Origin of the sequence: Aquibium sp. ELW1220, from assembly GCF_030398385.1 — a bacterium.
Lineage (GTDB): Bacteria > Pseudomonadota > Alphaproteobacteria > Rhizobiales > Rhizobiaceae > Aquibium.
The window spans coordinates 85,958-98,865 of record NZ_JAOAOQ010000011.1 but is presented as its reverse complement, the minus strand read 5'-3'; the positions used below and the strand labels follow the sequence as shown (position 1 = coordinate 98,865).

The 12,908-nt window shown below is 67.9% G+C and carries 10 protein-coding genes; 8 read left to right on the top strand and 2 right to left on the bottom strand.

The genetic code is table 11. From position 1 onward, the window contains the following. Positions 1-11 precede the first annotated feature (11 nt). Positions 12-692 (bottom strand): TetR/AcrR family transcriptional regulator, encoded by a 681-nt coding sequence (locus tag N1F91_RS12585; RefSeq protein WP_289992563.1) that lies wholly within the window; start codon positions 690-692, stop codon positions 12-14. Between the two features lie 241 nt (positions 693-933). Here N1F91_RS12585 and N1F91_RS12580 point away from each other — a divergent pair, with 241 nt between their 5' ends. After that, entirely contained in the window at positions 934-2,166 is a 1,233-nt protein-coding gene (locus N1F91_RS12580) for a serine hydrolase (RefSeq protein ID WP_289992562.1), read from the top strand. Positions 2,167-2,223: 57 nt separating this feature from the next. Here the strand turns inward: N1F91_RS12580 and N1F91_RS12575 are convergent, their stop codons facing one another. Beyond that, on the bottom strand, positions 2,224-3,294 hold the full coding sequence (locus N1F91_RS12575) for an MBL fold metallo-hydrolase (RefSeq protein ID WP_289992561.1): 1,071 nt from the start codon (positions 3,292-3,294) through the stop codon (positions 2,224-2,226). A 262-nt stretch (positions 3,295-3,556) separates the two neighbouring features. Between N1F91_RS12575 and N1F91_RS12570 the strand changes: the two genes are divergently transcribed. The 7 genes from N1F91_RS12570 to N1F91_RS12540 all read left to right on the top strand — a co-directional run bounded on the left by N1F91_RS12570 (position 3,557) and on the right by N1F91_RS12540 (position 12,896). Next, positions 3,557-4,720, top strand: a complete 1,164-nt coding sequence (locus N1F91_RS12570) for a 2Fe-2S iron-sulfur cluster-binding protein (RefSeq protein ID WP_289992560.1) — start codon at positions 3,557-3,559, stop codon at positions 4,718-4,720. After that, positions 4,717-7,080, top strand: a complete 2,364-nt coding sequence (locus N1F91_RS12565) for a mechanosensitive ion channel family protein (RefSeq protein ID WP_289992558.1) — start codon at positions 4,717-4,719, stop codon at positions 7,078-7,080. The genes N1F91_RS12570 and N1F91_RS12565 overlap by 4 nt, the downstream gene beginning before the upstream one ends. Before the next feature lie 205 nt (positions 7,081-7,285). Next, a complete protein-coding gene (locus N1F91_RS12560; protein WP_289992556.1) occupies positions 7,286-8,527 on the top strand; it encodes a glycosyltransferase in 1,242 nt (413 codons plus the stop codon). Continuing rightward, positions 8,524-9,789: a glycosyltransferase family 4 protein gene (locus tag N1F91_RS12555; RefSeq protein ID WP_289992553.1), complete on the top strand. Its 1,266-nt coding sequence runs from the start codon at positions 8,524-8,526 to the stop codon at positions 9,787-9,789. The genes N1F91_RS12560 and N1F91_RS12555 overlap by 4 nt, the downstream gene beginning before the upstream one ends. After that, the gene (locus tag N1F91_RS12550; protein ID WP_289992551.1) at positions 9,786-10,946 is read left to right on the top strand and encodes a glycosyltransferase; all 1,161 of its coding nucleotides are present in this window, start codon (positions 9,786-9,788) and stop codon (positions 10,944-10,946) included. Before N1F91_RS12555 ends, N1F91_RS12550 begins: the two co-directional genes overlap by 4 nt. 52 nt (positions 10,947-10,998) lie before the next feature. After that, positions 10,999-12,138 (top strand): glycosyltransferase family 4 protein, encoded by a 1,140-nt coding sequence (locus tag N1F91_RS12545; protein ID WP_289992550.1) that lies wholly within the window; start codon positions 10,999-11,001, stop codon positions 12,136-12,138. Then, positions 12,135-12,896, top strand: a complete 762-nt coding sequence (locus tag N1F91_RS12540; protein WP_289992549.1) for a polysaccharide deacetylase family protein — start codon at positions 12,135-12,137, stop codon at positions 12,894-12,896. The genes N1F91_RS12545 and N1F91_RS12540 overlap by 4 nt, the downstream gene beginning before the upstream one ends. Positions 12,897-12,908: the final 12 nt, after the last annotated feature.

Genomic DNA, 12,908 nt, shown 5'->3' with positions numbered 1-12,908 from the left:
GCGCCCGAGGATCAACCTTCTTCGAGGTCGTGGCGGTTCGGTGTTGCGCCGAAAAAGCGCGCCGCCACGGCTTCGGACGAAGGCGGGTGTCTGAGGACCGGGATCAACGATATCTCCGATACCGTGCGTGCCGACATCAGCGTTTCGTCGAGGCCGATCATCGCGAGATCCCGCACCGAATAGCAGGCGTAGCCATGCGGCGCCATGATCAGGTAGCCCGCGATCCGGCGAGGATCGCCGGGGACGATCACCCCTTCGTCCTGGCACCGAACGATCACCTCGATCAGGGTTCGTAGCGCCTCCTCGTTGATGCGCTCGCGTTCCTTGGCTGACGAGGCGCTCTCCTCGCGGGAGCCGAACATCAGCCAGAAGGCGCCGGGATTTTCGCGGGCAAAGCGTATATAGGCGTCGCTGAGCGCGTGGAGCCTGTCGACGGCATCGTCACCGGCCAGACTGATCTCCTCCTGCTGATAGGCATGGAGAAGATCGAACCCACGGACTGTGAGCGCCTCCAGGAGCGCTGCCTTGTCGGCGAAGTGCCGGTACACCGAAGCATGCGAGACACCCACGGCGCCGCCGAGTTCGCGCAACGAGAACGCTACCCCGTTGCGCTCCGCGATCAGGGCGAACGCCGCGTCCTGAAGCGCGTTGCGCAGATCCCGGTGATGGTAGCTCTTCTTCAGCAGGTTCACCTATGGTTCGTTCGTTTGCCATCGTGCTCGTCTACTGCCCGATCGGCCAACGACGACGCCCGGCATATGTCCACCCGGAAGCGGCGAACGTCAACGGACGCTTCGGCACATGTAGACCGTTGACCTTTCGGCATGCCTCTGCAATGTTACCATTGGTCACATGATCGATGGGCAGAAGTCCGCGGCAGTCCGCCCTGCTTCTCGCCATCGTCCGGCCATCAGGAGACAGGGAGGTTCCAACATGTCACGAAGCTTTTCGACCAAGGCCGCCAGCGGGCTCGTCGCCGTCATGACCCTCGCTAGCACCGGCGCAGCCGGCGCAAGCGACGCAGACGCGCGCTGGCTAACGCCGACGATGATCACCGCCCGCGCCCATATGTTCGACGCGAACCTGAACTATCTGACGTTCCAGCACATGGACAAGCTCTTCGCCAGCCGGACGGTCGAAGCTGGAGATGACGTGTGGGAACTCCCGACCGAGCCCGCGTCCTTCGATGGCGAGTTCATGATCGCTGGCAAGACGCTTTCGTTCGAGGAGGCGCTCGAGGCGACGTCGACGAACGCTCTCGTCGTGGTCAAGGACGGCAAGATCGTCCACGAGAGTTATCGCAATGGAAGCGACGCCCAGACACGCTTCCTTACCTTCTCCGTTGCCAAATCCTACGTGTCCACGCTCATCGGACTGGCTCTCGCCGACGGCGCCATCAAGTCGCTCGACGACAAGGTGACCGACTACCTGCCGCAGATGAAGGGCACGGGCTATGACGGGCCGACCATCCGAGATCTTCTCCGTATGCGCTCCGGCGTCGAATGGCTCGAGGTCTACCAGTTCGGCAGCGACACGCAGCTGACGCAGGTCCACGATAATTCGCTCGTCGCCTACCGCTATCGCTGGTGCGACTATGCCGCCAACGAATCGAAGTCGGGCCCCAACACGCCCGGCGCAGTCTTCAACTATGCCACGCTCGACACCAGCGTGCTCGGCTGCATCCTCGAAGCCGCCGTCGGCAAGACCGGCTCCGCATACATGTCGGAGAAGCTCTGGAAGCCCGCCGGGATGGAGAGCGACGCCTACTGGATCATGGATGGACCGGACTCGGTCGGGCGCGAGTTCTTCGGCGCCGGTCTGAACGCCACGGCGCGCGATCACGCCCGCTTCGGCCTGATGTTCCTCAATGGCGGCATGGCCAACGGCAGGCAGGTGCTGTCGGCAGAATGGGTCGCGGAAGCGACGATCCCCGACGAAGGCTACGAACCGACGGCCGAGGGCGAGCCGCTGGGTTATCAGTACCAATGGTGGACTTTCGCCGGATCAGACGCCTATTCCGCGATCGGTCTGCATCACCAGTTCATCTATATCGATCCGACCAACGAGATGGTGATCGTCAAGGCCAGCCATACTGCCGAGCCTGTCGGCCGCGATGCGGAAAACCTCGAACTGTTCCGCCAGATCACCGAGCGGCTGGGCGGCTGATCCCTTCTGGATCGATCGTGCCGGGTCGCAGCCAGACGTGTCGCGACCCTGGCCGGTTCACCCCAGCACAGCCCGCAGCATCGGCGCCTTCGCATCCTCCCAGGCCAGTTGCCCGCGCCGCAGCATGAAGTTCACGTGGGCGTGGACTTCGGAGAAGGCGAAGGAGAGCTGGTGCGGGTCGAGCGGGCGGGGGAAGATGGCGGGCAGAAGTTCGGCTACCGAGCGCGGTCCCTGTGCGCAGGCCTCGACGATACGATCGCAGCGCTCCTCGTGGTGGTCGATCAGTTCCCCGCAGCGCGTGTGAAGCCCGTAGAACGGCAGCTGATGACCTGGCAGCACCAGAGCATCGGCGGGAATGCGGTCGCGGATGGCGTTGAGCGAGCGGATGTAGAGGCCCAGCGGATCACCCTCCGGATCGACCGCCCAGACGCTGATGTTGGGCGTGATCTTGGCCAGCACCTGGTCGGCGGCGAGGAAGAGGTTGTCGTCGGAGGCGTAGAGCATGATCTGCTCGGGCGCATGGCCGTCGCCGGACAGCACGTCGAAGCGTCGCCCGCCGATGACGAGCGTGTCGCCCGCCACCAGCCGGCCGAAGCTGAGCGGCAGCGGCGTGACCATGCGCAGATAGCCATGGCCCTGGGTGGAGACGATCGCGGCGGTTTCCTCGCTCATGCCGTGGCGCAGGTAGAAGTCGCGATAGGGCTTGGCCTCCATCGCGCCGGGGCTGAGCGAGATGTTGATGCAGCCGAGATAGGCCGTCTGGCTGGTGAGCAGCGGAAGTTCGAAGCGCTCGCACATCCAGCCCGCCAGCCCGATGTGGTCCGGATGGTAGTGGGTGACGATCAGCCGGGTGAGCCGCCGCCCGGCGAGCGGCCCGGCGACCAGCGCGTCCCAGACATCGCGGGTCGGCTGGTTCGAGATGCCCGTGTCGACTACCGCCCAGCCGTCGCCGTCCTCGATCAGGAAGATGTTGACGTGGTCGAGCCGGAACGGCAGCGGGATCCGCGTCCACAGGATGCCCGGCGCGATCTCGACCAGTTCGCCCGTGGGGGGCGGAGCGTCATGCGGGAAGGACAATCCGGACTGCGGGAACGGGCCGCCGCGCCCGGTCTTGGTGTCGTTCAGCAATGGCCTGTCTCTCGTTTCGGGAGGCTCCGTCTCCGGGAGGACGAAGCGGGGCGGCAACCGTGGCGACGGCATCCGCGCAAGCGCACGGGCCGGATCATCGCGTCCGATTAGACCCTGCCTTCCCGCTTGGCAAGAACATCGCGCCCGTGAAGTCTGTACCACCCCGCCGCCGCGAGGACGTACTTTCGCAACAGGCGCTGTTCCTGCCGCGCGACAATGCAGCTAAGGTCGCATCGGGTCGGTGAGCGAGGCGCGGGGGCGCATGATCAGGACAATCAGGATCGTTTCGGGGCTGGTGCTGTTCGCCTTCGTGACGATGCATCTCGTCAATGTCGCCTTCGGCTTGCGCTCGATCGAGGCCATGGACGACGCGCGACCATGGCTCATGGCCGTATGGACGAACCCGCTGGGAAGCATCGTGCTGACGGCTGCCTTCCTGGCGCATTTCGCGCTGGGCCTGGTCGCGATCTACCGGCGCAACACGCTGCGCGTCTCCGCTACCGACGGGGTGCAGATCGTCGCCAGCCTGGTCGTGATCCCGCTTCTGACGCCGCATGTCGTCGGCACCGCGCTGGCGGCCCGGTTCGGGATCGAACCCAGCTTCGCGACCCTCATCCCCTATTTCTGGATCTGGGCACCGGAGGAAGGCCTGCGGCAGGTGCTGCTCCTGGCCTTTCTCTGGATCCACGGCTGCGTCGGCGTGGTCACCTGGGCGCGCGTCCAGCCATGGTGGAGCAGGGTCGGCGCCTTCCTGCATCCATTCGCGGTCGCTATCCCGGTGCTGGCGCTGCTCGGCTTCGTCGAGGCCGGCAACCAGGCGATCCAGGCGCTCGACGCCGCTCCCGCCATTGCAGCCGACGCAGCGACGCCGGCCGTCGCGGAAGCCGGCTCTGCGGACGAGACCACCCCCGCAGAGCCAGCAGATGAGACGTCCGCGGAGCCGCAGCTCTCCCGCGCCGAAATCCTGGCCTTCTTCAGCCGCGTCAACTGGACGGTCTTCACCCTCTATCTCGGCGTCCTCGCGGCGGTACTGGTCGCCCGGCAGGTCCGGCTGGCCGGCAACCGGAACACCATCCGCATCGCCTTCGCCGACGGTCCTTCGGTATCGGCGCGCGCCGGCCTGAGCGTGCTGGAGATCGCCGAGCAGCGGAACGTGGCGATCGCCCACCTGTGCCGCGGACGCGCCCGCTGCGGAACCTGCCGCGTACACCTGACCGGCGGAGATGCGGCGCTACCCGCACCCGACCGCGAAGAGGCGCAGACGCTCGCCCGCGTCGGCGCAGCTGCCGGAGAACGGCTCGCCTGCCAGCTGCGGCCGGGACCGGGAATGCTCGAGGTCGAGCGGGTCCTGGCGCCCTATGTCCGCCCGGGTGACCTGCATCACATCCCGCAAGCTGTCCTGCCGTCGGAAGGAACCGTCGCATGATGCGCGCCCGCATCGCGGCATTGCTTCTGGCGTTGCTCCTGCTTCCAGCCGCCGCCGCGGCTGAGGGAGCGCTCCAGCTCGCCCAGCGCGCAGCAGCCGCCCCCGCCGCGCCCGAGACGACCGTCGCGCCTCCCGCGGCCGCCGATGCACAGGAACTGCTGCGCATTCTTGGCGATCCGCGGGTGGTCGAGTGGTTGAAGGAGGCAGCCGCCGCCTCGCCCGCCGACGCCGGCGAAGACGGAGCGTCGCTTCGGGCTGCCGTCGAGCACCGACTGGCTGCGGCGCGGCAGCGCATGGCCGATCTCGCCACGGCCTGGTCGAACTTTCCCCTGGTGCCCGAGGTGCTGGCCGATGCGTGGCGTTCCCAGCTGTCCCGCGGCGACGCCTTGCGCAGCCTGACCTACGTCATCATCTTCGTCTTCGTGGGCGGCGGGCTGGAATGGCTGTTCTGGCAGTATTTCCACCCCACGCTGGTGCGGATCGAGCACACGGTCGCCAGAGGCCTGATGCGGCAGCTGTCGGCCGCGACGGCCCGCCTGTTCCTGCAGGCGCTGGCCATCGCCGTCTTCTCGATCGGCAGCGTCGGCGCCTTCCTGTCCTTTGCCTGGCCGGGATTCCTGGAAAGGGTGGTCGTCAACCTGCTCATCGGCGTCATCGCCGTTCGCGCTCTGGCGACCCTGTCGCGCTACCTGCTGGCGCCACTGTCGCCGGCACTGCGGCTGGTGCCGCTCGACGACCGGCTGGCGGCGAAGGTGCATGGATGGAACGTCTTCGTTGCCATCATCTTCGTCTCCTCCCTCATGATCTCCGATACGCTGGCAGCACTGGCCCGCACGTCATCCGGCTCTCCGCAGGCGCAGAGCGCTGCACTGGCCGTCTCGGTCGGCCTCGGCGCGGCGACGGCGCTCGCGGTGCTGGCGATGATCTGGTCGATGACGCCCAGGATCGTCCGCGAGGTCGCGGTGCCCACCTTCTCGCTGGGCAGGCTCGAACCCGTCGCCATCCGGCTGCTTCCGGTCGCGCAGTCGCTCATCCTGATCGTGGCCCTGCTTCTATGGATCGCAGGCGCGCGCGAACTCATGTGGACGGTGCTGATCGCCGGGCTCTTCGCGCCCGTCGTGACGCTGGCGCGGGCGATGATCGACCACTTCTTCGACCGTGCCGAGGAAGCCGCCGAAGCGCAGGACAAGGCCGCGGCCGCCGATGTCGTCACGCCTGCTCCGGACGGCGCTGTCACGGTGCCCTCCCCCGCCGCCGACCTCGACGGCGGCATTCCGGCAATCGCACCAGCGGTCGCATTCGCCGATCCCGCAGCAGGGCGCTACGCGATCTACCGGCCGATCGTGCGGCGGCTTGTTCGGTTCCTGCTCGCAGTCGCCACCCTGTTTGCGCTGGCGGCGGCCTGGGGCACCGACATCTTCGCCCTCGCCGAGACGCCGACGCTCGCCGGCCGCATCGCCAAGGTCGCGATCAACGTCGTGGCGGTGCTGCTGCTCGCCGACCTGATCTGGGTCTGGGCGCGGACCGCGATCGACCGGCGTCTGGCCGGCTATGTCGCGCCGCCGCCCGGCGAAGCCCCCGGACCCGAGGCGCGCATGGCGACGCTCCTGCCGCTGATGCGCAACATCCTGCTGGTGACCATCCTGGTGATCGGCGGGCTCACCATGCTCTCGTCCATCGGCGTCAACATCGCGCCGCTGCTCGCCGGTGCCGGCATCGTCGGCGTGGCGGTCGGCTTCGGCACGCAATCCCTGGTCCGCGACATCGTCTCCGGCATCTTCTTCCTCGTCGACGATGCCTTCCGCGTCGGCGAATATGTCGAGATCGGCGACCTGCGCGGCACGGTGGAATCCATGTCCCTCCGGTCGATGCGGGTGCGCCACCATCGCGGTGCCGTCCATACCATCCCCTTCGGCGAACTGAAGTCGCTGACCAACTACAGCCGCGACTGGGTGATCATGAAGCTCGAGTTCCGCGTGCCTTTCGAGACCGACCTCAGGCTGGTCAAGAAGCTGGTCAAGCAGGTGGGCGCCGAGTTGCAGGCCGATCCGGCCTACGGGCACTACATCCTCGAGACCCTGAAATCGCAGGGCGTGCGGCGGATGGAGGAGTTCAACATGGTGGTCGGCGTCAAGTTCATGGCACGGCCCGGCGCGCAGTGGGTCATACGCCGCGACGCCTATCACAAGCTGCGCGACGCATTCGAGAAGAACGGCATCCACTTCGCGCAGCGCAACGTGAAGGTGGAGGTGCTGTCGGAGATGCCGCTGCCCGAGCATGTGCGCGAGGCCGTCGCGGGCGCAGCGCAGACCGCCATCGAGGCGCAGCGTCCTGCCGCGCCGGTGCGCGACGAACCGTGAAATGTGAAGCTTCCGCGACTTTGCGTATTGGGGCTTGATTTCGGCGCTGCGAGCGTGAATGTTCGGCCTGCTGTTGGTCGCTGGCCCGCCGATCGTGAGTGCGACGGACCGAGGGAACCGTGAATGGCTGTCCCGTCTCGGGAGAGGTGAGGACCTGGGCGCACGCGGTGCCTCTACGGTCCTTGTCCGACACCGAGGCAACGAGGTGTTTGCCGAACGTAACCAGGCGCGCATGGACCCGGTCTTCGATTTTTCTGTACTCATGTACAGCCACGATACGTTCGGCCTTGGGCACCTGCGGCGCAGCCGCACGATCGCCCATGCGCTGGTGTCTCATTTTCCCGGCGTTCGCGTCTCGATCGTCTCCGGTTCACCGGTCGTCGACGCCTTCCCGTTCGAGGACCGCGTCGACTACATCCAGATACCGCCGGCCAACAAGCTCCCCAACGGAACCTATACGTCCGGAAGCGGCGAACTGACCTTCGAGCAGACCGTGACCGCTCGCGAGGCGGTGATCCGCGAGGCTGCCGAGCGCATCCGTCCAGACATGATCATCGTCGACAAGGAGCCGCTGGGACTGGCCCGCGAGATGCTCTCGACCCTGAAATGGGCGAAGGCGAAGGGGGCGATCACGGTGCTGGGCCTGCGCGACGTGCTCGACGCGCCCGAACTCCTGCGCGAGGAATGGCAGCGCAAGCACATCGTCGAGCACCTGGCGCTTTACGACGAGATCTGGATCTACGGGCCGGGAAGCTTCTACAACCCGCTGGCCGGCATCGACCTGTCGGAAGCCACGCTGTCGCAGACCCGCTACACCGGCTTCCTGCCGCGCACCATGGCCGACGAGGACGTCACGGAGAAGTATGGCCGCGACTACGTGCTGGTGACGGCCGGCGGCGGCGGGGACGGCTACGACCTCATGGCGGCCGCGCTGAATGCCGTCCGCCAGGACAGGACGCCGGACCGGGAGTTCCTCTTCGTGCTCGGTCCTTTCATGACCGAGCGTGAGCGTTTCGAGATCGCCGCACGCGCAAGCAACGTTCCCAACGTCCGCATCATCGATTTCGACGCCAACCTCGAGGCCGTTGTAGCCAATGCCAGCGCCGTCGTGGGCATGTGCGGTTACAACACCTTCTGCGAGGTGATCTCCTTCGACAAGCGCGCGCTGTTCGTTCCGCGCACCGCGCCGCGCCGCGAGCAGGCGATCCGTGCCAACCGCGCGGCCGAATTCGGCTGGGTCGACGTGATCGACATCGAGATGGCCAAGAACCCGCGCCGGTTCCTGGCTGCCATCAATGCCGTGCTGCAGCGTCCGAAGCCCTCCGCCGCCGTCGGCCGCCCCGACCTCGACGGTCTCAACCGCATCTGCGCCTTGACGGAGATCCTGTTCGACCGCCGCGAAGAGATCCTGGCCGCATCGGAACTGCGCAAAGCCGCCTCTTCATGAAGCCTGTCATCGTCGTCGTGCTGAAGGGATATCCGCGCCTGTCGGAGACCTTCATTGCGCAGGAACTGCTGGAGTTGGAACGCGCCGGCTATGACCTGCGCCTCGTCTCGCTGCGCCACCCGACGGACAGGAAACGCCACCCCATCAACGACGAGATCCGGGCTCCGGTCACCTACCTTCCGGAGTATCTGCACGACGAACCGGTGCGGGTGCTGAAGGCCTGGTGGAAGGTCCGCCGGCTGCCTGGCTACGGCAAGGCCGTCCGCCACTGGCTGAAGGACCTGTCGCGCGACGCCACCCGCAACCGCATCCGCCGTTTCGGCCAGGCGCTCGTTCTGGCGGCCGAGTGCCCGGCGGGGGCGCGCTGGATCTACAGCCATTTCATCCACACGCCGTCCTCGGTCGCGCGCTACTCCAGCGAGATGACCGGCATCGCCTGGAGCGCGTCCGCCCACGCCAAGGACATCTGGACGTCGCCGGACTGGGAACTGTCCGAAAAGCTCGCGGCGGCCGCCTGGACCGTCACCTGCACGGCGGGCGGCGCACGCCATCTGAAGGACCTGTCGCCCGATGCCGCGAAGGTCGCGCTGGTCTATCACGGCATCGACCTCGCCCGCTTTCCGATGCCCCGGCGCGACCCTTCGCGGCGCGATGGTGCCGACGCGGCCGATCCCGTCCGCATCCTCTCCGTCGGGCGGGCGGTTGCCAAGAAGGGGCTGGACACGCTGGCAGATGCGCTGGCCCTCCTGCCGCACGATCTGTCCTGGCAGTGGACCCACGTCGGTGGCGGCGAACTGGCCGACGATCTGAAGGCGCAGGTCGAGCGGCTGGGGCTTGCCGAACGCGTCGCCATCCACGGCTCGCGAGCCCAGAGCGAGGTTCTCGAAGCCTACGCGGCGTCTGACCTCTTCGTCCTCCCCTGCCGCATCGCCGACGACGGCGACCGGGACGGCCTGCCGAACGTGCTGGTGGAGGCGCAGAGCCAGGGCCTGGCCTGCATCTCGACGCCGATCTCGGGCATTCCCGAACTCATCGACGACGGCCGTACCGGCATCCTCGTGCCTGCGAACGATCCCGCGGCACTGGCGGCCGCCATGGCGGACGCCATCAGGTCGCCCGACCTGCGCGCCCGCATCGGCACCGCCGCGATGGAGCGGGTCCATGCCCATTTCGACCACCGCGGCACGATCGGCCAGTTGATCGCGCTTTTCGAAGCCAATGGACTGGTCGGCGACAAGCCAAGGGAGATGCAAGCCTCGTGACCCCGCGCGTCCTGTTCTACGTCCAGCATTTGGTCGGCGTCGGCCATGTCTTTCGCGCATTGCGCATCGTCCGCGCTCTGCGCGGTCAGGGCGTCGAAGTCGACCTCGTTTTCGGCGGCGTGCCGATTCCCGGCCTCGACGTCGCCGACGCGCGCGTCCACTATCTGCCGCCGGTGCGGGCGGGGCTGGAGGTCTTCAACAGGCTGGAGGACGGCGACGGCAACCCCGTCGACGACGCCTACAAGGACCGCCGCCGCGACCTTCTGCTCGACATCTTCGAGAAGGCTCATCCCGACGTGGTGGTGACCGAGGCCTTTCCCTTCGGCCGCCGTCAGATGCGCTTCGAGCTTCTGCCGCTGATGGAGGCTGCGAAGGCGCGCCAGCCACGCCCGGCGATCGTGGTGGCGTCGGTGCGCGACATCCTTCAGGAGAATGCCAAGCCGGAGCGCGACCTGGAGGTCGTCGATATCATCGACCGGTACTTCGACCACGTTCTGGTGCATGGCGACCCGAACTTTGTGCGCATCGAGAAGACATTCCCGCATGGCGACGACATTGCCGGCAAGCTGCGCTACACCGGCATCGTCGCGCCGCAGCCGCCCGTTCCAGCCACGGGCGACGAGGCTTTCGGCGTGGTCCTGTCGGTCGGCGGCGGCGCCTTCGGCCACAGGCTGCTGCTCGCCGCGTTGAAGGCCCGCAGGCTTTCCGTGCTCGCGGACGCGCGCTGGGTGGTGCTGACCGGCCTCGCCGCGACGCCCGCGCAGCGGGCGGAACTCGAGGCCCTCGCCGGCGAGAACGTCACCTTCGAGCGCTTCATCCCCGACCTGCCGGCGAGACTCGCGGCCGCGAAGCTGTCGATCTCGCGTGCCGGCTACAACACCACGGCCGACATCTACACCGCAGGATGCCGGGCGGTCGTCGTGCCGCTGTCAGACGGCATCGAGACCGAACAGATCACCCGGGCGGCGCTGATGAACCAGAAGGGGCTGGCGATCGCGGTCGACCACGAGGACGAGACGCCTGAGACGATCGCGGCGGCGATAGACCGTGCGATGGCCGGGCCGTCGCCCGACCGCTCGATGCTCGACATCGGCGGCGCGGCCAAAGCCGCCACGATACTCGCGGCTCTCGCACGGGGTGAGGAGCCGACGGCCTGACGCAGGCAGCGCCCGGCTTGACCAACTCGGCCGCACCGCTACGGTCGCGCTCATGACGAGGATCGCCTTCTATGCGCCGCTGAAGCCGCCCGGCCACCCGATTCCCTCGGGGGACCGCGAGATCGCGCGCAATCTCCTGAAGGCGCTGGCGCTGGCAGGTTTCGATCCCTTCGTCGCCAGCGAGGCCATCGCCTACCAGAAGCGCCCCTCGGCAGCGCTGTTCCTCGACCGCAAGGCGCGCTGCGAGGGCGAGATCGAACGGCTGCTGGCAGCCTGGCAGGCCGAGCCGACGCTGAGGCCAGGGCTCTGGATGACCTATCATCCCTATTGCAAGGCGCCGGACTGGATCGGCCCGCCGGTCTGCCGCGCGCTCGACATTCCCTACGTGACCGTCGAGGCCTGCCGCACGCGACAGGACACCGACGCCGACTGGGCGGATGGCCGCGCCGTGGTGCAGGCAGCTGTTCGCCAGGCAGCCGCGAATCTCTGCCTCAAGCCCGCCGACCGCGCCTATCTGGAGAGCGTCCTGCCGGACACGTCGAGCATCGTGCCCCTGAAGCCCTTCATCGATCTCGCCGACCTGCCCGATGCCGTCCTTCCGCAGGGCGCGGACGCGGAGGGCGACGGGCCGCTGATCCTCGCCGTCGGGATGATGCGTCCGGGTGCCAAGATCGAGTCCTACCGGCTGCTCGCCGAGGCGCTGTCCGGTCTTCCGGACCGGCCCTGGCGGCTGCTCGTCGTGGGCGACGGGCCGGGACGGAGCGAGGTGGAGGACATGTTCGCGTTTGCCGGCGCGCGCGCGCGCTTCACCGGCGCCCTGGCACATCCCCAGGTGCTGGGCTGGATGAAACGGGCCGATCTCTTCGCCTGGCCCGGCGTGCGGGAAGCCTTCGGCGTGGCCTATCTGGAAGCGCAGGCATCCGGCCTGCCCGTGGTGGCCTTCGCCACGACGGGCGTGCCAGTGGTCGTGGCGCACGACGAGAGCGGTCTGCTCGCCCCCGAATTCGACGTCGCGGACTATCGCGACGACCTCGCCCGCCTGCTCGCCTCGCCGCAGGAACGCGCGCGGCTCGGCGCCGGAGGCCGGGCGAAGGTCGCGCGCGAGCATGGCCTGGACGCCGCAGCGGCTGCCCTGAAGGCGGTGCTGTCGCCGCTCGTGGCGGCGCGGCCGGCGGGGGAGACCGCACCTTGACTGTCTTCGCCGCCGTCGAGGACGAACTGGCGCTCTGGGACGCCGCCGGGCTTGCGCCGCGCTTCTGGCTGCGCGACGACGACGCCGTGGAGCCGACGCCTGCGCTCGAACGGCTGATCGGCTTCGCCCGCCGCCGCAATGCGCCCGTGCTGCTCGCCGTGGTGCCGGCGCGGGTGACGCAGGCGCTGGCAGATCGGCTGGCGGACGAGCCGCTGGTCAGGCCGTGCCAGCATGGCATCTCCCACCGAAACAATGCGGCGGAGGGCATGCCGTCGCTCGAACTCGGCGGCGCGCAGCCGGCGGAAGATGTCCTTGCAGAACTTGCTCAGGGGCGCGCGCGGCTTCTCGGCCTATTCGGCGACAGGCTCTCCGGCATCCTGGTGCCGCCGTGGAACCGGATGGCACCGGAGGTCGCGGCGCGGCTGGAAGAAATCGGCTTCTCCGGCCTGTCGACATGGTCTTGGCAGCGCAAGGGCACTTCGCTGCCCGAACTCAATACCCAGATCGACGTGATGGACTGGGCCGGAGGTCAGCGCGGCCGCGATCTTGCCTGGACGGCCGGCGAACTGCTCCGCCGGCTGGTCCAGGCGCGCGAGAAGGGCGGCGCCCCGCTGGGCATCCTCACCCACCATCTCGTCCACGACGAACGTGCCTGGTCGACGCTGGACGAACTGGTGGCGTGGCTCGCCGACGAGCGCGGCTTCGCCTTCGAAAGCGCCGAAGCCCTGATCGCCGCAGGCGCGGCGATGCAGGGATAGACGCTGGATGTG